Genomic DNA, 20,857 nt, shown 5'->3' on the forward strand with positions numbered 1-20,857 from the left:
TAATAATGATTGGGTTAGTATCTGAAATTGATTTTTATATATTGGATCTATATCTAATAAATAATATATATTAATCATATAATTATTCGATTTTAATAAATCAACGTTAAATCTTTATTGATCAATCATTAAGAGAGTATTTCACCTAAAATTCTGCTTTATGTTGGATAAACCGGAATTTGAATTCGTCATTCATTCCGGCTAAACTTAAATCGAGAGCAGCAGATTGAGTGAGTGAATAGAGAGTGGAGAGAATCGAGAACAGCTTACAGGGCTTTTGAGCGGTCGCTCCGGGCACCAAAATCGATTGTGCGGGAATTGAGGAAAGAACCATAGTTGAAAAACAACCGATTGCAGTTAGCGTTCTGGTCAATAGATATCAAATGATGAATGACGGAAGAGAGAACAGTAGATGAGGTTTGACAAGTAGGGACTTGTTCGGATGAACCTGCACGAAGAAGAAGAGCATCGAGATTTTAGATATAATGAACGGCTTCCCTTGTCAATCGGCCGTTTTACTTTGTCACGCGGTGATGGCAAATTCGAAAGTCACGACGACGTGAGCACTCTGCAACATGTGTTTCCCTTCATTCTGAAATATAGAGTAAACCGAAGTGGGCGAGCGATCGCTAACATTCTTTTCTTATAAGTAGAAAACTAGGAGATAAATTCCTAGCGAAGTGTCCAATGATGTTTGATCACCCAACCTGTTCGTAGATAGCTGATATTCACGTTTCTTCCTAAAGGGTACGAAAAAGTTCCAAGTTGCTCGGCGCGCACGACCAGGTAAACTGTTTACAGGAATATGAGTAAAGTAGGGGAGCGGGGATAAAGTATTGGTTACTTGGGACGGTATGGACTTCCGGTTAATTCGTGGTACAAGGAGAGGGGATTGGAAGTGCGACACGGTCGAACGCAAATATAGTCGCCCGTAAAAGATAGATGTCTTAAGCATCGTAAACGGATAAAATCTCATAAAACTTACCAACGAAGAAGAGTTAATGAAACTCACAGACTGCCGTAGGGAAGAAAAATGTTGGTTGAGAGATATTATCTCTCGATCTCTGGAAAAAATAAAAGGAGTAGTACAAACAAATCACCTCCACCTATCGAGTGGAGGTGATTTGTTTTAATTTGCGTACGATTTTGTAACGTCGTCACCAAATACTTTTTTGGCTGGCTTCCTTCCTGAATCTGAAGGTGCTGTTACTGTTGCCTGTTGATTCGGCATATCACTACCAGAAAGAAGTGGCACAGGAGTCGTATCCTTTTTAGGTGCACCCCCTAATGATGTATTCGCATTCTCCTGTGTATTCGTAGAATATCCAGAAGGAACAGAAAGATCTTGTTGAATCGGACTTGATGTTTCACTCACAAGAGAAGAGTGAGGAGGGGATATAACTGGTTCATCATGGACCGCTTCATGATTTACCGGAGGTTGCGCAACCATTTTCACTGGTTCGGAAACAGTATATCCTAACAACGTTTTCAACGATTCCACCGAACGAAATTGCGGAATAAATTCCTGAAGGTTTCTTAAACCATTTTCAGCAATTTCTTTCTGAATCAGATAGCGGATTGAGTCACTATAAACATTCTGCAAATTAAACCAATCGCAGACGATTTTCTCCTCATCATCTCGCAACTTCATGACCATCGGTTTACCTGGTATTGCTTGGGTAGTCTTCAAAAGAATCACCCCCTTTTGAATCAGATATATTCTAGAGCATCATTGTTGTTTGGCAGCTGCGACCTGTTTTTTGGTTTTTTCAGGAACGCTAGAAATTACCGTCCGAGCTTTCAACGCTCGGTAAATTTCACTGTGGACGAAGTAATCAAGTCCTTCGGCGTTTAATGATAAAGCGTATTTTGCTGGAATATAAAAAAGCATGATACGTGAGTTATCAGTGAGTTCCTTCAACTTCGGCAATAGTTGCTCCTTCATCAGAATGCTTCCACCGCCGTATACAACAAGAATATCGATCTCATTTGCACTGATTTTCAAGATTTGGTCGGCAACGTGCTGAATTATTTGATTTGCTTGGTTCAGACAATGTGGACGGAACGCCGACATTGCCTCATTTAAGAACTTGTGTGGACGTGATGAGAATTGGCTGATCAGAATATCACTGTACTGTTGGCGAGAAATCGAATTGAAAGCATGCGGGGCCAATTCCAGTAGATCATTAACAGAGTCAACAATAGCATGTCCGACGCCATGGTTAACTCCAGAACAGAAGTCTTTATCCACGGCATCACCCCTTGTAAACGGACTATCAGCCGTTCCATCTCCAAGATCAAGATGAAGAATATTCTTGCCATCGAGGTAACTTCCATCGGTTCCATCCGGAAGGTCATAAGTATTTGCGAACTCAGTGAATAAATCAGTATCAGGGTTGGACCTGTTAGGAGTGTAGCTGCCCGTTCTCCAATCCCCATCCTTGTCCAATTGAAGCGCGAATACCGGTGGGGAACCTTCCTGAAGGAGATGAACGTATTCGAAGGTGATTTTGACATCGATTTTCTTCGTCAAACCGAGATGAACAGATACCGTATGTGTACCATCCATGAATTTCTTCTTCATCTTTTCGATATTCGTAGGTGAATATTGTTTTACCGGAAGAGCTGCGGCCATGTCTACAGTCACATCAATTTCATTGATATCTTGACTTTCGGCGTAAGCTTTCTCCACGGCACGAGCTGCGATAACCGCCAACGTGTTAACATAGGGAACTTCTTGATCCGACTTCGGATTGTTTCCTTTTACGTACAAGCTAGTAACATTTTCTCCGTATGTCTTCAAAGCATGACGACCAACGACGTACATATTTGTGCGGACTGCAGCAGAAATGACCGAAACGACGATGTTATCGTAGATATTCTGTAGGTTTTTCTTTACATCCGAGTCGTCATCAGCCCATGGATTCATACCGGCTACGGCAAATACATTCGGTTGAAGGATCTGTTTACCATCAATGAATGCATCGAACCCCGAATTTCCAATATCAACACCAGCATTGAAGTGAATTTTCATGCTTTTTCCTCCTGAGGATAAAATATCATTCTAGTGAAATTGTATCCCCTTTTTATATCACAGTCAAATCAGATTCGTATTTTGTTTATATTAAATTATAATTCGATTATTATCTCATCAAACTCATACTCGCCCTGCCCCCTCGTCTCGAAATTTCCATTGAGCCCCTTTAATCCTACGGTCATAATTCCATAATTCCATTTTTACGTGATCCGTTGCTGTTGGGTAGGTATCTATATTATGATTACCAAGAGCGATGGAATGATCTTACAATCCTCGTTCTAAGCGAAATTAGGTCGAAGAGGGAGGGCCAATTTTTTTTGACCAACACGCATGTTTATGATGTTAAGGGAAGTTTCTATATTCATCTCCTAATAGGCATTAGATGTGTTTCATTATTCGTCTCGGAAAAGCTGGCACAAATGATGTTTTATCATGCGGAACAATGTGCTCAACTTTGTAGGCAATTTTCAAGTAAACGCAGATGGCGAGAAGACTTTACTATTTCACAAAATCGCGACTAACACAGAAAATTGTTAATCATGAAAAACGAGTCCCCATTGGAGGAATGCGTGAAAGGAGTGTAGGCCAATGAAAGGGAATATGGAGCATGATAAGAGCTCAGTCCCGGCAAGTGGGGAAGGAAAAAAGAGAAAAGTCCGTGCGCCAGGAGAATCATCCTTTGGTGCTGTGGTTGACAGGTTGAGTACGAGGGACTGGCGATTCCTGATTGATCTATACATTTGTAGGTGTATGCCTATATCTGCGACGGTTGAGCATTACTTTTGGAAGAATCCCCATGAGGTTTATCCTGGGTATGCTGAGGCACCAAAGGTTAAGCAGGTGGAGATGGATAATAACGATTTGAAATCTGCAAAGATTAGGGCACAACGTAAGCTGTTTGACCTCTACATGAAGGGAGTTCTGGAGAAGTCGAATGCTCTCCCAGATGAATTGGACAAGGCTCCAAAACTAAGGAATAGGGTGAAGGGAGAGACTTGGTATTATCTTACCACCCGGGGGCTGCGCCTTGTGGAAATGAAAATAGGGGTTCTGGAGGAGTCCAAACTTTCAAAGCTTGAACTTGATATGGAACGGGCAAAGAAGGAGCACTTTTGGGGACTTGCAAAAGTCTACCTTGATCTAAAATACAATCAATTGGAGCAGATCGGTGCGAAGCAATTCAGCGATTGGGACTGGCACCCCGCCCTAACCATCTATGGGAATAAGGATATGAACATTGAGGTACGACCTGACGCTGTTTTTCGCCTGGAGGAACAATGTTTCTACGTCGAACTGGATCGCTCAACCGAACCTGTTCAAAGGTCGCCATTCGTCAGTGCAAAGGATCATCAAGTATCAATCGAGAACAAGTTGCAGCGATATAAGGCAGTCATACACCATAAAGATGCGCCAGTCATTCAAAAGAATGGCATCATCGCCTTCATTGTTCCAGAAGCAATCTACGACGCCCGACTGAATAACATCAGGGCTGCTGCGAAGACTGTGTTCAAAGGATTTAATACACAGGTATTCGTGGGACGCACCATAGGGGATGTACTAGCTCAAAGGTTTGCCGCGGCAGGGAGGAAGGATGGTTAAAGCAAGTAAAGTATAAGTAAATGACGGAGGAGCATAAGCGAACATAAGGATTCATTAAGCTGACTAAAGATCAACTCTCGGTCATGACGAGCATGAGAGGGAAAGACATCGATTGAACTCTTTTGGCCATAGATAGATCGTTCTAATTTATGTCTTAATGTGAATAATTAATGCCTTAAAATTTACCAATAGTCATATATTAATTAATATACTGGTATGTTATATTATTGATCATCTGATATACCACCGGTTTGATCGGGGAGGAGGTGAGCGATTGAGTAAAAACAGAAAAGTCATTATCGCCAGCGTTGGCATCATACTTGCTCTAATAGTTGCGGTTCTAATGATCCGGGATCCGGCATCCAAAGTAACGCATGAACCCCCGAAGATCGAGACGTCCGCTCCAGCATCTAAACCATCTTCGGCTACCGATTGGCCAAAGGATATGGACGATTCGCACCAACAGATTGCCGGTATCATTGACGATGCTTCAAATGCTGTGGCTGAGCAAGCACCGGGCATTTGGAATCGCATGGTGAATTACTGGAACTGGATAATGGAATTCGACGCTAAGCACGCAATCATCCTTATTGCCGTCATCTTGGTGGTCGTAGGGGTAATCATCAACGGCAACAACCCGAGCAAGAGTAAGAAAAATCAACACTAGGCAGGTGAATTAGGTTTGGCGCTATTCAAAAAAAAGAATAAAGGCAGTGATGAACCGTCGGAGGAGCAGCAGAAGACAAAGCCAGATAAAAAGTCGAAGAAGGACAGGTCTATTAAGCCGAGGGCGCCGAGGGCAATGGCCGGTAAAAAAGTGTTGCGTACTTTCTTCTGGGTGTTCATGAGTATACTGATCCTCAAGGGAGCGATCGCATTTGCCCAAGGGAACCGGACCATCAACCAGACAATCGTTGAGGGGAATGCGACTCCTGTTATCTCCGATTCTGTTAAGGGCTTCGCGGCTGATTTTGCGACCGAATACTTCACTTGGGATTCGAACTTTGTGAGTGATCGAGCAACGCGACTTTCAAATTTTATTAAGGGCATTGATCCTGATATGGGGTTAAAGAATTACGACGTTAAAGGTTCAAGCAAAGTCACCTCGGCCGTAATTTACCGTACGAACCAAATCGACTCTAAGCACATCGACGTTACAGTTGTTGTTTGGCGGGAAGTTCAACAATTGCCGGATCAACTGCTTGAAGCTCAGCGCAAAGCGGCGATGCCGCCGGTGGTGAAAAAGAAGGTATACGTGATCGTCCCTGTTACTTTGGCGGATGAGGGACCTGTAATCCAATCCTACCCGCGATTTATCTCCGAGCAACAGAAAGGGGATACCGTGGGTGAAACTTCGACTGGCAATCTTGTTGGAGACGAGGATTTGGTGAACAAAGGCAAGGAGCTCGCAGATAGTTACCTTCGGTCATGGTATGAAGGGAATGCAAGCCAACTTCGGTACTTTTACTCGGACAGCATTAAAGCACCTAATGCGGTTCAAAAATCAGAGTTCACGTATCAGAAGATCGATAAAGTCTCGGTGTATGAATTACCATCCGGTCTAGGCGAACTAACAAAGTATCGCATTGAAGCAAGCGTTCTCGTGAATAGCGATATTGATGAACCATTCGCAAACTCCTGGAATCTTGAGGTCGTGCAGCAGGATGGGCGCCTATACGTTCTTTCCAATGGCATTGAACCAACAGTGCTCACCGCAACTTCATCAACGGCCACCAAAAATCCCACTCCAGCAGCGAGTAAACCTGAGCTGAAGGACAATACGGACAATATACCTGTCCAGACCTCAACCAATTAGCTGTATATCACTATATTAATAAATATATTATCAAAAATCCGAAGGGAGATTGTTTCAAATGAAAAATCAAAAGGCTCAACTGGCTTTTCGTATCGCATTGCTGTCCTTGACCATCTTGGCTGTAGTTGCTCCAGTTGTATTCGCAGACACCCCAGGAGCGAAGCTTGGCGGCTCGATTACCTCGAACGTTAACTCATTGATTCCAGGTGTACTCGGATGTATCGGCATTTTCTTCCTCGTAACGCGCGATTGGTTCAAAATGGCTAGTGCATTCGGCATTACACTGCTCGTAGCCATCTTCATGAACTGGAATTGGGTTCAAGGCATCGCAACCAAACTCTATAACAGCTTTATTGCATAAACGATGAGCGAAAAGAACGAAACACCACGCGTCACGGTTTCGAATTATACGAGAATTTGGAATCTTGACTTTGTGATTTACGCGTTAGAAGGGAAGAAGCTCCCGATCCCAGCAAACTTGAAGGTGGTTGGCATCTTCATGGTTTGCGAGTTTATTTTCTGGTTGCTCGGGAAAACAATTTTCTTCTTCCTTCCTTTCTCGTATAACCACATTCTGTTCCCTATCGGCGCCACATGGCTTATTGCCAAACAGAAACTAGACGGCAAGGCACCGCATAAATGGCTCCTGGGGATGATTTTCTATTGGATGCGTCCCAAGCGGCTTCACCGATACCGGAAATTTGAGCATATGAAGCATTATACGTACGGCAGTAAGGTTATTTATCGCAACGAGAGGGAGCGTGTTTAGCGCGCCCCTTTTTTACAAGGAGGTCTCGACATTGGCACTAGCTGCTAAAAAGAAAGTGAACAAGGTTAAAATTGAATTTCCTATTGCTTATTACGAGGGTAATCTGATTTTTAGTCACGATAAATCCGTATGGGCCATCTACGAGATTGATGCTTTTGTTTATGATCACTTGAGCGATCAGCAAAAAATCGACAAGCTGATTTCTCATACATCGTTTCTCACTCTACTCACAGATCGATTTCACATCCTGTGGCTGCCACGTACCCATGACATCACTGAACATCACAACCGTCTAAAGGAACGTCTCCAAGGCCCCTTAAAAAAATGGGGCCAGAAGTTCATCAATACGATGGACGATTACCTAAACGAGCGATATAACGCCGTCTCCGGGACCAACAACGCTGATTATCGCGCCTTTATTACTGTCTACCTTCCGAAAAATGAGGCAAAAGACCTTGTAGAGCAAATCGGTACGATTGCCACAGAAGTAAAAAAACTTGTCCTGCATCCAAAACGCGCAATCGAAAACTTTGCCGGCATTAATGAACCCGAGATTTTTGACCATGAATGGCAGGCTTACAACATCAAAGAGCGACAAATATTTGATCGGCTCTCGAGAAAACTCAAAGTGGAGCGGGTTACGCACGAAAAGATTGAGTGGCTTATCAAACGTAATTTCTGGTGGGGGATAGCGGAACCTGCGCTTCGATCCTCCAACGTCGAGGGCTGGAACCCGAAGAAAACGAAAGGCAAGCGGGGTGGAGTCAGCACGTTTCTGTACGATCCCCGTCAAGTCCTAACCCTGACCGAAGGAGATATCGATACCAGTAGCGCCCGTCGGGTTACGATCACGCAGCCTCACGATGGAGAGGATAAGAGAATTCATCACGCATACCTTGCACTTTCTGATCTGCCTGACAATATGGAACATCCGGGAAGCGAGTGGCTTTATAGCGCTGCGACTTTACCGTTTCCTGTCCAGATGAGCATCAAAGTGGAAGTACTGGAATCTAGGGATGCCATCAAAAAGCTGAGCAGAAAAAAGATGGATATCGATAACCAGGTTAAAAACATCAACGAAGCAAACGCACAGGTGCCGCTTGATCTCCAAGAGAAGCAAGAGAAGGCCTTGTATCTTGAGGACGAATACAAGAAGCGAAAGAACCCTACGTTTGTTACGCACGTCTCCTTTGGACTCTATCATGAAGATCTCAATTTGCTCAAAAGCAACGTGAAGATATTCCAAGACCATTTTCGTGACATGGGAAACATTCAAATTGAATTGCCTGCGGGTGACCAATGGCTATTGTTCAATGACTTTATACCGGGTTCTCCTCGTTACGTTTCGGACTATATTCAGCGGATTCCACCTGAAACACTTGCTGCCGGCATGATTGGTGCAACCCAGGATTTAGGTGACGGCAAAGGACTTTACATCGGGACAACAGGTTCGCTCCAAAATCCGGTCTACCTCGACCTTCGCCATGCCAGTCAAATTAACCGATCACCATCATTCAGTATTACGGGTACGCTCGGAGGTGGTAAGTCGGTTCTCATGAATTTACTTGGCTATCACAATTCTATCAATGGTGGGAAAACACTCATGTTCGATCCAAAGGGCGAACGCTCCCATTGGCCTGATATGCTGCCTGAGCTCAAGGGGCAAATTCAAGTCGCAACCTTATCCTCGGCTGCGCAGGACGTTGGTAAACTCGACCCGTTCGTCATGCTGAAAAACATCGAGGATGCTAAGGAAGCCGCGATGGACATCCTGGCGTATCTCAGCTCCGTGAAGACGGATACGATCGGGTACAGCTATATCTCTCAATCCGTTATGCGCGTCGCAGCGGAACCAAAACCATACCTCACGAAATGCATTCATGTTCTGCGGGAAATGGGGAAGACACGCCACGAGGCTGCAGTTATTGCGGAGGTACTCAACAGTTTTGCGGATCTGTCGTTTGCAAAGCTCCTATTCGGTAATGGCGAACAAAAATCCATCAATATGGACTATGCCATGAATATCCTTCAGGTACAAAACTTGAAGATGCCTGCTATTGAGAAATCTCCTGCGAACTACTCCTTAATCGAGAAAATGTCTATTGCAACCATGTACTCGATTGGAAGTTTCATGGATTCCTTTATCTACTTCGACCGCGGGATATTCACCTTAGCGAATATGGACGAAGCCTGGGCAATTCTGGCCACCCAGATCGGCAAAGAGATGGCAAACCGCGTCATCCGTACTGGCCGCTCATTAAATGGCGGGCTCGGCATCGCGACGCAAAACGCCACGGACATGGCCGGTGATCTTGCGGGAAATATCGGAATGAAGTTCGCGTTCAGGGATCAAGACACAGATAAAATCAAAAATACCCTGTCCTACTTCGGTCTGGAACGCACGCAAGAGAATATCGACTTGATCAGAAACTTACAAAACGGTCAATGCCTCATGCAAGATATATACGGTCGTGTTGGGGTCCTTACCGTAGATGTCGTGTTCCAGCACCTTTTTGATTGCTTCGACACACGGCCGCCGGAAACGACCGAGACGGAAGTGGAGGTTCAAGAAGAGAATGAGTACTCCGTGCTAGAGCGATTCGCTCAGTATCAAGCGGAAGTAGCCGTGGGAAGGGAGGATATGGATGATTCCGAGGATGAAGATTCCGGCGATTAGGATTAAGAAAACGTCCAAGCATTCCCTCTTCGTTTTAAGCATAGTTATGACGCTTGTTCTTGCGTTCATCGTCTCCGCGAGTGTCGCGTATGCCAAATCCATGGACGACATGATCCCGAGCGATCAAACGACGGCCACCCTTTACAACACATACTCGCCATCGCATTATTCGTTCCAGACCATGTCACCTGATCGGCAATTCTGGCAGATTGGTGCAAAAGCAAATGATAGCGTCAGTCGGATGTACGATACGGTACTATCCGGGTTTTTCCTGATCGGTGTCCAGACCACCCGCTTCTTTAATTTTATTGCCCGAGAGGCCTTTACGTTCTCCTATATGAACACTCTTATAGACGGCGCCGCGGAGATTATCCAAAGCATATCTGGCATAAATAACGGAACAATTGGTAATGGCCTCTGGAGCGGGATGTTCGGCATTTTCGCCTCGATCACGATGCTTGCTGTTCTATGGCAGATGGTACGATTTAAATTTCTGGATTCTCTCCAGACGATGATATCGTTTCTTCTAGCGCTTGTCGTGGCCTTCGCCTTTTTCACCCAGGCCGGAACGTTTCTTAAGTTTCTCAACGATACGGGTAATGAAGTCGCATCGACGATGTATGCCGGGCTCGCGAAGCCCGGAGGGCTGAGCACATCTTCGACGACTGGGGTACAGGCCATTAGCGAACAGGTATGGATGGAGCTCGTTATGAAGCCATATGGCATGCTCCAGTTTGACGATGCTTCAGCATACGAGACTCATCCTATACAGATTAATAAGGTCCTGAAGACGAAGCCTTTTTCGGATGAACGAGATGAAGCGCTTAAAAGCGTAGAATCGGATTTCCCAGCTGTTGCAGACGTCCGTTCGGACGAACAGATGATTGTGCTATTATGTAACACCATTTTTGGCGCCATCATCCTGGGCCTATTCAGTTTCTGGTCAATTGCCACCATCTACGTACGATTAAAGCTTTTGATTCATGCCATGGTAATGGCCCTTACGCTTCTAGCCTCTCTATTGCCGGGACGGGAAGCGGGATTGTCCGTCGTACGATCACAGTTTCTCAAACTGATCGGGCTGATGTTGATGGCCGTATTCACGATGTTCTTCCTCGATCTCTCGTTGGTCGTCGGACACATGACCTATAACCTTGTCGCCGTTAAGGCAAGGGCAGGCTGGTTTACCGGCATGCTACTTGAGGCGATTATGGTTTACATCGTCTTTAAGTATAAGGACGAGATTGGATCTGTCCTCTCTAAGGCAGCAGGTCACATTCCGATGCCTGCAAAAGCCAAATCTACGGTTTTGGATGCTGTCCAACGTAACGTGACCCGCTCCCTTTATAGCAAAGGTATGTCTACGGTCAGTACCATGTTCAACAAGCAGGAGACAGACGGCGTGCCAGGTTCCTTTAACCCGAGTGCCCTGTCCAAAGCAGGTGATAACTTGAACGATGCCACGACGGCTAGTATGCAACTTCGCTATCAGAGGGAGAAAGAAGCGTCCGAACATCTCGCATCCGAAACCGATCAACCGGTTCAGTATACGCCATACGTCTCCAAGGTGAATGAAAACCTTCGAAACGGTACAAAGAACCCCTTTCGCGGCATGGACAAAGAGTGGAAAGAAGAGAACGGCCGTCTTTCCGATGTCCAAAAGGATGGGGGAGATGTGCGCGGAGCGATTCTCTCACAAGGCGTCACCGATGATATGAACGATCAGCAAGTCGCTGCGACGATGTATGCGAACGAGAATTCGATTCGTCAGGCATCTACGTTCATGGTCAACCGTCCGAAGTCAGCTGTCAGTCAATTGCAACGCGCAGGTACGCTCAATAAGAACCGGAAACTTGAAACGAACGTCAACGACTTTATAATGATCGAGATGTTCACGCGCTATAAGGTAGAGTACAAGACGGCGATCGACACTTCTGCTGCAACGGGTGAACCAGTGAAACATACTGATTTCGTCAAAAGCATGGACGATCGTTTCAAATCCGCTGGACTGACGAACACGAACCAAATTAACGAGACCATGACAACGCGCAAAGGCAGGATTGCGTATGCCTCGAAGTTTGAGACCTTGCCTGAGTTTGGAAAGAAGAAGGATGACCTGCTCCGTGCCAATGAAGCATTCCGCAAAGCGACCGGCACAATTGAGGGAGTTGGCCCTGCAGTTACTCCGGTTGCCACTTCTGTCCCATTTAGCGCGGCATCGGTTCTGAAAAGCGTGCCTGAGATGCCTAAAGCTTCGTCGAAGCGGGAAGTTCCAATTCGGCTCACATCAACGCCAATCGTGACCAGTGAAGTCGACATGAGCCGCGTCAAGCTGCCAAGCAATCTAAAGCAAAGTATGAACGCCGCGAAGGACAAGCTGGCAAACACCGCGACTTTGGACGTTGGGGACCGCCTCGAGATGAATACAGAAACGAAAGTTCAGGTGTTCAGTACACTGAAACAGCGCGTATCGCATGTGATATCGACCGATCTTTCTAACCTGGATCAAGAGCTCAAAATCATGCAGCGCGCGAATGGGCGCAAATTGAAAGAAGCTACTGTTAACGAGAGCACCAATAACATCTTGAAGAAAAACACAAAAACGGCGCAACAAACGAGACTGACGAAACAGCGTCCAACCGTACAATAGGGGGCTGAGAGGATGGCTTCGTTTAAACCACCGATATTGGACTTCAAGAATGCTCGAGGCTCAATGGAAAATCTCAAGAAAGAAGCCATGAGGCAATTAAAAAACAAGGTTCGCTCTCAAATTGCGAACCACTTTGCTGGCTTTTGGTGGGTTTATGCCATTATCTTCGCTGTATTTTTGTTTTTTTACATCATTGCCGCAGCAATTTCCTCCGGTCAGTCTGTTGCTGCTCGTACAATTCTTACGGAAAGGTTCTTGCCACCGCAAATTTACAAGCACGATTTGGAGAGCATCATCACCGACGGCTTTGGTGAACGGATCCACCCTGTAACAGGTGAAAAAAGCTTTCATACTGGGATTGATATCGGTGTGCCCGTTGGGACGCCGGTATCAGCCTCTCAGGATGGGATTGTAAAATCCGTAACCTATCCGAAGACAACCGATTCGGATGCGACGAAAGCAGCTGGTATCAACCTAACCATTGAAAGCAAAAGTGAAGATATGCCGGGTACGATACGATACCTTCATTTGAGCAACGCCCTTGTTGGTCCAGGTCAAACTGTGAGGAAGGGTCAAATTATCGGATTATCAGGTAATTCTGGACGCTCTACCGGCCCACACCTTCACTTCGAGCTCCTGCCTGACGGAGTGGAGCCTACCGATCCTACGGCCTACATGCTCTTTATGAGTAAGATTACCGATATTGCAAATGATGCTGCCTTCAATGCCTTTAGTGAGGTGAATTTCTCTGAAATGAATGGATACGATTTTAAGACTAATCCCATGCTCTATCTCAGCAACGTGTATATCGAGACCATGGCGCCGGTATTCAGTGAGACAGGGACCGTGTACACGCACGATATGAACACGGGAGTTATCCTTGGATCAGATACCGGAGCGGGAGGGGGGGGAGGCGTTGGCACTGGCCCTGTCATTATGGTGCCAACGACCGTTGGTACCCTGCATAACCCTTTCTTCATCAAGTGGGCCCCTTATGCAATGGATACAGAGAAAAGAACAGGCATAAAAGCAAGCGTTACACTCGCACAAATGGCGCTCGAGTCGAGCTGGGGGAATGTCGACATCTGTAATAACGTATTCGGCATCAAGGCAAACTCGTCATGGAAGGGGCCAGTCTGCTATGCAGGGACAAGTGAACAGGATGTAAACGGAACCTATCACATCAACGCCGGCTTCCGGGCTTATCCAAGCTATACGGCCTCATTTGATGACCATGCCCAATTCTTAATCGAAAATCAGCGTTACACGGTCACCCGCTCCAAGAAGAATCCTTTCGAATGGGCGAACGAGCTGCAGCGCGCGACGTACGCGACCGACTGGCAGTACGCAAACAAACTCAAGAGTCTCATGATGATCGATAACCTGATGAGCTTGGACCAAGACCGCGGAATCGATCCGGCTACCGGTGAGCCATGGAAGGACGTGCCGTACGACGGATTCATCCCGCTTCCGCCATCTACACCGTCAACGCCGTCAACGCCTGCGCCTGAAAAGCCCTCGAAAGAGAACATGTCAGAGTCGATTACCATCACCTTTGGTATCGAGCAACTCTACGGGACCTACGGGCGACAAGTTCATCGTACGCAAGTGAAAAAGCCGAAGACTACCACAACCGGCACAAGTCCGGGTTATACCTCTGAATCGTCAACATCAAACGGCACAGACGATTCTACAACAGAGGAAGAGACAGAAGAGCAGGTCACATATACGAATCTATTGGATCCGTACACCGGAAAACCCGTCATAAATTTGGTGAATTACAAAAACGTGGTACCATTTTATTCAGGAGAACTTCAGGCACCTAACATTTACGTAAAAGACCTTCCGGACGCCATATCGGTTACGCTTGAATCGAGTTCCTCTGATGATCTACACGTATCCCATGTCGAATTTGTTAAGGGGCAATACTAAATATGAACACTCAAATGATGGAAGACCTATACGTAGAATCCTATCTGATGATGAATTCGAAAATACATTCAGCGGCGTTCGAGCCTGGTTTGAATGGCCAATTATCAAATGGATGATGCGACGCTGTTCAGGAATCTCTTGTTCCCTGAGCAAATCTCTATCGAAAACCAATTCGTCTATCGCCATGAAGACGTCTTTTTTCAAGTCAACCCGATTGGACGAAATCGGGGCTGAGGTTCACCCGCTGTGCGACGTGAACGAGCCAGTTCATCAGCTTCTACTTCGGATAATGCATACCCGGTCACTCCATGGGAAGGAGAATGACATTATTGACCTCGGTGTTACGCTGCAAAAGGATATGGCCAGCAAGAAACCGGTATTCGCCTCGTTCCACGGCTTTTTCCAGAGAATCGCCTAGAGCGACTTTATTCTTCCGGCTGCCCTAAATGGGCGCCGGCTTTTTTCCTTTTCGGTAGCAGCCGAAGCGTGAACGGCATGATTGCCCAGTTTGATATTTTAGAGTATAATCGGAGTATTACGATTAACCATTACTATTTCTTCGCCGATCCTATTTTCAGCGAAGACGGAGCGTTGTCATCTCGACAACAATTGGGATACGCCCTGGGATTAAAAGAGCAGGCTTTTTTTGGCCATGCACTTTTTATTCCCAGGGCTTTTTTGCGTTCGATTCACTGCTCGCAAAGGGGGGAAATTGGAGGATGAGCTATCGTCAGGACAACTGGCCTTACGAACTGGAATGTATTCGCAAAGGTATCACGGGTGAAGAAGGTTACTTAACTGACATCTCGAAGCACTACACGGACGATCGTCTTGAAATGCGCGGCTATGACCGTACGGATATCGCATGCGCTATTCTGACTGGAACAATCGTTGAAGGGTACTCTAGCGAGACTAATAGAATGCGCAGTTCGCGTTCTTCTGGTCTCGTAACCCCTTCGCGGTGCATTCTGGGCAGGAGTCTGAAAGGCGAATGGTTCATTGTAGTCGTAGGACTCGCCAGCACGAGAAATTTTCACGTGATTACCTGCATGCCAACGATTTTCCGGCACCAGGAGTTAATCGCGAAATTGGGAAAAAATTTGGGAGATCATTAAAACGATGGTACAATAAAGTCATGAGGAGCGTGATTTCATGACGCATTGCGACCGGTGTAAAGGGGAGTATCAGCATATGATGACGACAGAAAAAGTCTCCTTCGATGGAGGGATTCTGAATGTTGTCGACGTACCGTCTCGCAAATGCGAATGCGAAACGTTTATCGCTCTGGGCGATGGCGTCATCGTAGACGGTTACAAGGGTCTACTTGAGAAGAATGGCATCATAGGTGCAGTTACCGTATCGTTGGGAAAGCTGAAAGAGCGGTTTGGGCCCATGGATTTTATCCGTCCGCATATCCAGTCTTAGGCATGCAGTGGGAGGCAATTCGTATAGGTTTGCGGGGAGAGAATAATTTGCAGCTTTGCGGCCGCAGATATATTCTCTCCTTTCAGTTGAAGCCAAGTAGGGGGAGAGCGACATGTCTACCACAATCATGCGTGATTACAAAGGTGGAACGCTTGAAATTTCGAACGTGGATTTGCTAAATGGGGAAACAGAGATTTCTACCGAAGATGAACAACTCATCGTTCAGTACATTCAATTTTTGGACGAACTGAACATTCTCGGGGATATCATCGTCGCCTTCCATGAGGTAAAGAACAAATTCAGCTCTTAATTGGAGCGGAATCCGCATCTGGCGCATGGATCATGCTTGACCGATTTCTGATATTCGGCCAATGAACGGATTCAATCATTCCAGGGATGACCATTAGAAGATGCTACCTGCATCTTCTTTTTTTATGCACTAAGAGGAGGTAATACAGATCATTAAAAAGGTTTCGATCCAGCTCAGCAAAAGCCCGGTTTGCGGTGGCTTTGCAGTTCAATGTCGTGAAGTCGTATCCGCTCAAAGTGATTGTGGCCGGCCGCGGAAGGCAGGTAGCGGAGAAGGATGCGGACATGTACGAGAAGAATTTGCTCGATCTCTTCCTCAAACATGCTGCTCCTGAGAAGCTCGGTGTTGTTGTTCCCGTGACGACTAAACAAATGAACGACCGTGTTTTCTCGGATTGGTTTTTTACCTTGAGCCAATACGCAGAGATGACGGTTAATTGGCTGGATTCTTATCGATCAACTCAAATTCCGGTCGTTTCACGGCTACAAGGAATCATCGCCGAATATTTGGTCGAAAGAGAAGATGGATTCTCCTTCTGGCTCGATGAGTTGAAGCATAACTTGCTTGGTTACGCGCGGCCGGACGATCAAATCGCCTTCGATATGGGGGCAATTGGGAGGAACATAAGAAGTCCGTTGCCATGATCGCGATGTACGTGACCGTATACATGATGGTCTGCGTCGTGCTCGGTTCCTGCAAACGTAGATCGTAACCCGCCGCTTGGCCAGTCAAAAGGGTGACCGCCTACAGCATCCTTGGTTTCCGGACTCGGAGACTGAAGCAACATCAGTAAGAGCGTTGGGGTAATTCGAAGGTTTATACAAAACCATAATGTGAGGAGGAAGCCCCTCTGCCATTTTCGGCGCGGGGGTGAGACCCCGCAGTATGGTATGGGGCGACATTCGTATGCAAGAACAATACATGAGCAAAATCCACCTGATGAAGGTAGCCTTTCAGCTACAGAGACGCCAGACGCTGAAGAAATACACCGTCGTTGGTAAGTTGTTGTCGCGATAAGGCTGATGAGGGCGCATTTGCGCCCTTTTTCATTTCTACCCCAATCAAGGAGGAATTGGTATATGTCCATGAAGGAACTCAACGCATTTGCCGTTCGAGAGATTCTAAATAACTACTATCTAAACGGTCAGGTGAAGTCACTATCGACTCGCGACCTCATCGTTCTGATTATGGAGCCGATTAACAACGAACGATCCTTATCTTTACTAGCCGATGAATTGCTTCAGCACGGCTTGCGAGAACTGTCTGTCCTCTCCGAGTTTGAACTGTCTATGCGCTACGGATTAGATGAGCGTCAAAGCTTTTTTTTGACAGCACTTCTTGAGCTTGGGCGTAGACAGACTCTTGCTCGAAAAGAAGACCAGGTGATCATTCGTACCCCACGCGACGTTGCTGACCTCATGATGGACATGCGTTTTTTGGAGAAGGAGCACTTTGCCTGCTTGTTCCTGGACACGAGGAACCACGTGATCGCAAAAGAGACAATTTCTATCGGAACTCTTGATGGAGCTTTAGTTCACCCCAGAGAGGTTTTCCGCGCTGCCATTCGGCATGGTTCATCTCAGTTTATCGCGGTGCATAATCACCCAAGCGGGATACCCACACCTTCGCCAGAAGATATCAAAATGACGAAACGGCTTTATGATTCCGGGATCCTAGTTGGGATTGATCTAGCCGATCATGTCATTATCGGGGATAAGGTGCACTACAGTCTTCGTGAACACGGACATCTTACGGGGTAATTGGAATGAACATACGCGGTGCTTACGATGATTGATGAAGACCAGAACGGGGAGGAATTTTCGGATGAAACAAACGATTTTGCGAACAATTTCACAGCGGTTGATTGATGAAGTTGAGGATTTCGTCGATGTATGGGAAGTGGATCCCGCTTCCTTGAGCCTCAAACAGCGGATGTCTGCTCTCTGGTGTAAGTGGATGTTCATATGTAGTTGCACTTCTGCTCAGTGGACCGCACCCTTCCGTAAGCCTTTAAAGCGGCAGGAGCCCAAGCCGGAAAGCGTCAACGTTGAACAAATTGATTTGTTCGCTTTTATCGAGGAAATGGAGACCCATGCGGAGCCGGATATTGTGAATGCAAAACCTGCACCGGCGAAGTCTTTGCCAGTCGTGCCGCGCGTATCGCCGATGATGTTCTTCTGGCAGGTCTTGCGTGGCCTTTACTGGTTTTGGATTCTCGCGCATAACCTGTTTGGCATTGCCCAGTGGGTGAACGTCTACACGGTAACACGAGGCTTTGGTGGCAGGCAAGCGGGCGGTTGGTACTATTTGAAGCACACGTGCGAGAAATCGCGTCAGGTAGGCTTCTGGGAGGCGCAGGCGCTTCGTCAGCATTGGCTTCAGCAGTATTCGTTAAGTCATAAATGGGGGGACTTGTACTCCGCGTCCGGTGGTCAAGACGTAATCGTCTGCATCGAATCGAGCAAGGCTGCTCGAACGACTATACAGGCGCCGCGGTTTGGCGAGTTTGCTGGACCGATCCCGTACCTGGTTATTCATAGAAGGTAATTCTGAGGCAAAGATCACAAAGCAGGTAATTCATAAGAACGAAAGGGAGGGAAGCTCCGCTGCGTCATTGGCGGGGTTTTCCGCCTTGTTGCATGAGCATCAAAATGAGCAATACGGTACCATTAAACCCCTCAGGTGCAGCGGAGGGCATGGAATTTGAGCCTTATTTGTTCCTCCAAAAAATATGAGCAATCCGGGCTTTTACCGGCTATTTGTTGTATATTAAATTGGGGTGATAGAACAGTGGTAGTCAAAGAGATCAAATCCAATTACCATAGTTATCTCAGCGAAATTCATAGTGAGATAGACCCGTTTATTACCAAGATGCGGTCTCAAGTTGGACAGCCTTGGGTAAAAAAGGCCTGGCTGGGGCCTGTAAAAACGCTCGGTGGCTATTTCAAATATCTTAAGATTGCGAAGGCGATCCAGTGGTCTACGCTTCCCATTATCGGCCCTGCCATTGCTGGAGTTGCTGTGGGCAAGTATGGCCCGTGGCCGCTTTGGATGAGTGGAGCCGGGGCTGTATTCTTATCTTTCGTTGTTTACTATCTATATGTCCGATCCTATGAAAACAAGATGGCAACCATCGGTCAACCTGAATTTCATGTGGAGGCATTTAAGGCAAAACGTCCAGTCGAATATGAAAAAGTATGGGCGCAGTTTGTCAATAAGAATGACTTCACATTCAAAGGTTTGTACGACATTGTAAATGCTGTATTCAGCCAGAATGACCACGATCCTTCCGGAGTAGCCTACATCGCTGCCTACTCGCAAAGCACGCATGAATTTATGCAGAATACCATTTCTGATCTTAAGAGCACCATCAGCGAGCAGGAGGATGTCATTGAGCTTCTGGAGGATGATTTGGTCAAATCAGAGAATGAAATTTCATATCTTATCGGGATCATCAAGAAGGTAAACGAAAACCTTTACCGGTATGTGAATGACAGACTCGAACTTACCGACATGGATTTCGTCTCTGGCTTCTCTCTATACCGTAAAGTAGGGAATACGCTTGAACCGATTTTGGACAAGGGTACCACTGGTAAACACCGTACCCTCGATTTGGATGCTGATGCCCATTATGCGGCCGTCGTTGCGGCGAAAGACGAGCAGGAGCAAGCCCATTCACAAAACCCCTACCCAGGCAGGCACCAGGTTGCATTTCGAATGACTATGCTTGAGGGGGAAACATGGGTATGGTGTTTTCACTTCGATAATGACGACGAGCGATCCTTGTCTCTGATTCTAGGAAATGGTATTATAGAGTCGAGACAGATTCGTAGAGTTATCCATGCGTTTTGCTTAACAATTCAAAAACGCATGATATTTCAGAAGGAGGTTGACTTGAATGCCGAGGCCAAATAATATTGCTGCTGCGGTTCGGGTAGTTGAGGATGTGTCACAACAAAACATCATTCAAAAACGTCGGAAGTTACGTGAGCAGATGTTGAAGCAGATCGGTCAACGGACTTCCATTACGGAGCAGAACATCGAACGCCTTTCTCAATTAACCCGATAATTCGACCCGAAAGTCCTCTTGGTGAAAACCAAGAGGCTTTTTTTGTTTATATGGGCTTTTTGTGGGCAACACTTCTATTATTCTCTCATAAAGGATGAATAGGATGAACAACAAGAAAATTGTCCCGTTTTGCCCGAGACCTGTACCACTAAAGGATAGGACCCATGAAGAGATCATAGAAGAGCGCCGGGCAAAAAGAAATGCCATGCTCGAAAAGCTCAGACGCAAAGATAAATAATTCCACCTATTGGGCGTAAGAGTGGATGCCCAATTGACGGTTTCAGGGAATGTCCGGTAGCTTCCGGCCATTCAGAGGATTGGCATAAAATCGTTCCATCGTATTGAAAAAGGGTTTTTCGATCAACCTTTATGTTCCTGGCCTTCGCTTTTTCGGTAGGGAAGGAGCAGCTATTCTTATACATTCTGACTCGCACTTGGCGAGCAATAAGTAGACGAGATCCGTCTGCTTTTTTGTTCGTCCTTTTTTGTGCCACAAACAAAGGAATGATTTGCATTTTTTCGGTTAATAACGCGTGACACATTTAATAATGGCTTTTTTTGCGCTGGCTTGAT

The 20,857-nt window shown here is 46.2% G+C and carries 20 protein-coding genes; 18 read left to right on the forward strand and 2 right to left on the reverse strand.

Annotation, left to right across the window (positions count from 1 at the left end; genetic code table 11):
* Positions 1-1,129: 1,129 nt before the first annotated feature.
* Both AC0YNV_RS31980 and AC0YNV_RS31985 read right to left on the reverse strand, forming a co-directional pair.
* Positions 1,130-1,690, reverse strand: a complete 561-nt coding sequence (locus AC0YNV_RS31980; RefSeq protein ID WP_475771652.1) for a hypothetical protein — start codon at positions 1,688-1,690, stop codon at positions 1,130-1,132.
* Positions 1,691-1,729: 39 nt separating this feature from the next.
* Positions 1,730-3,034: a ParM/StbA family protein gene (locus tag AC0YNV_RS31985; RefSeq protein ID WP_475771653.1), complete on the reverse strand. Its 1,305-nt coding sequence runs from the start codon at positions 3,032-3,034 to the stop codon at positions 1,730-1,732.
* 591 nt (positions 3,035-3,625) lie between these two features.
* Here AC0YNV_RS31985 and AC0YNV_RS31990 point away from each other — a divergent pair.
* From AC0YNV_RS31990 to AC0YNV_RS32075, 18 genes are all read left to right on the forward strand, one after another.
* Positions 3,626-4,636 (forward strand): replication-relaxation family protein, encoded by a 1,011-nt coding sequence (locus AC0YNV_RS31990; RefSeq protein WP_475771654.1) that lies wholly within the window; start codon positions 3,626-3,628, stop codon positions 4,634-4,636.
* Positions 4,637-4,910: 274 nt separating this feature from the next.
* Complete coding sequence (locus tag AC0YNV_RS31995) at positions 4,911-5,303, forward strand: hypothetical protein (protein WP_475771655.1); 393 nt, start codon at positions 4,911-4,913, stop codon at positions 5,301-5,303.
* Between the two features lie 15 nt (positions 5,304-5,318).
* Complete coding sequence (locus AC0YNV_RS32000) at positions 5,319-6,452, forward strand: conjugal transfer protein (protein ID WP_475771656.1); 1,134 nt, start codon at positions 5,319-5,321, stop codon at positions 6,450-6,452.
* A gap of 58 nt (positions 6,453-6,510) precedes the next feature.
* The gene (locus AC0YNV_RS32005) at positions 6,511-6,813 is read left to right on the forward strand and encodes a hypothetical protein (protein WP_475771657.1); all 303 of its coding nucleotides are present in this window, start codon (positions 6,511-6,513) and stop codon (positions 6,811-6,813) included.
* 3 nt (positions 6,814-6,816) lie between these two features.
* A complete protein-coding gene (locus tag AC0YNV_RS32010) occupies positions 6,817-7,221 on the forward strand; it encodes a TcpE family conjugal transfer membrane protein (protein WP_475771658.1) in 405 nt (134 codons plus the stop codon).
* 31 nt (positions 7,222-7,252) lie between these two features.
* Positions 7,253-9,898: an ATP-binding protein gene (locus tag AC0YNV_RS32015; protein WP_475771659.1), complete on the forward strand. Its 2,646-nt coding sequence runs from the start codon at positions 7,253-7,255 to the stop codon at positions 9,896-9,898.
* Complete coding sequence (locus tag AC0YNV_RS32020; protein WP_475771660.1) at positions 9,867-12,548, forward strand: CD3337/EF1877 family mobilome membrane protein; 2,682 nt, start codon at positions 9,867-9,869, stop codon at positions 12,546-12,548. Before AC0YNV_RS32015 ends, AC0YNV_RS32020 begins: the two co-directional genes overlap by 32 nt.
* A gap of 12 nt (positions 12,549-12,560) precedes the next feature.
* Complete coding sequence (locus tag AC0YNV_RS32025; RefSeq protein ID WP_475771661.1) at positions 12,561-14,480, forward strand: glucosaminidase domain-containing protein; 1,920 nt, start codon at positions 12,561-12,563, stop codon at positions 14,478-14,480.
* A gap of 486 nt (positions 14,481-14,966) precedes the next feature.
* Positions 14,967-15,203 (forward strand): hypothetical protein, encoded by a 237-nt coding sequence (locus AC0YNV_RS32030; RefSeq protein ID WP_475771662.1) that lies wholly within the window; start codon positions 14,967-14,969, stop codon positions 15,201-15,203.
* The gene (locus AC0YNV_RS32035; RefSeq protein ID WP_475771663.1) at positions 15,200-15,595 is read left to right on the forward strand and encodes a DUF4258 domain-containing protein; all 396 of its coding nucleotides are present in this window, start codon (positions 15,200-15,202) and stop codon (positions 15,593-15,595) included. The genes AC0YNV_RS32030 and AC0YNV_RS32035 overlap by 4 nt, the downstream gene beginning before the upstream one ends.
* Positions 15,596-15,671: 76 nt before the next feature.
* Entirely contained in the window at positions 15,672-15,905 is a 234-nt protein-coding gene (locus AC0YNV_RS32040) for a hypothetical protein (RefSeq protein WP_475771664.1), read from the forward strand.
* Positions 15,906-16,017: 112 nt separating this feature from the next.
* Positions 16,018-16,215 carry a hypothetical protein gene (locus tag AC0YNV_RS32045; protein ID WP_475771665.1) on the forward strand — a complete coding sequence of 66 codons (198 nt, stop codon included), beginning with the start codon at positions 16,018-16,020 and terminating at the stop codon, positions 16,213-16,215.
* A gap of 284 nt (positions 16,216-16,499) precedes the next feature.
* Positions 16,500-16,859, forward strand: coding sequence for a hypothetical protein (locus AC0YNV_RS32050; protein WP_475771666.1), 360 nt, complete (start codon positions 16,500-16,502; stop codon positions 16,857-16,859).
* 435 nt (positions 16,860-17,294) lie between these two features.
* The gene (gene radC / locus AC0YNV_RS32055; RefSeq protein ID WP_475771667.1) at positions 17,295-17,975 is read left to right on the forward strand and encodes a RadC family protein; all 681 of its coding nucleotides are present in this window, start codon (positions 17,295-17,297) and stop codon (positions 17,973-17,975) included.
* 64 nt (positions 17,976-18,039) lie between these two features.
* On the forward strand, positions 18,040-18,762 hold the full coding sequence (locus tag AC0YNV_RS32060) for a hypothetical protein (protein ID WP_475771668.1): 723 nt from the start codon (positions 18,040-18,042) through the stop codon (positions 18,760-18,762).
* 243 nt (positions 18,763-19,005) lie between these two features.
* A complete protein-coding gene (locus AC0YNV_RS32065) occupies positions 19,006-20,130 on the forward strand; it encodes a hypothetical protein (protein WP_475771669.1) in 1,125 nt (374 codons plus the stop codon).
* Positions 20,114-20,284, forward strand: coding sequence for a hypothetical protein (locus tag AC0YNV_RS32070; RefSeq protein ID WP_475771670.1), 171 nt, complete (start codon positions 20,114-20,116; stop codon positions 20,282-20,284). The genes AC0YNV_RS32065 and AC0YNV_RS32070 overlap by 17 nt, the downstream gene beginning before the upstream one ends.
* 103 nt (positions 20,285-20,387) lie before the next feature.
* Positions 20,388-20,522: a hypothetical protein gene (locus tag AC0YNV_RS32075; RefSeq protein ID WP_475771671.1), complete on the forward strand. Its 135-nt coding sequence runs from the start codon at positions 20,388-20,390 to the stop codon at positions 20,520-20,522.
* Positions 20,523-20,857 lie beyond the last annotated feature (335 nt).

The sequence above is a fragment of the Paenibacillus sp. JT31N11 genome, from assembly GCF_056269285.1.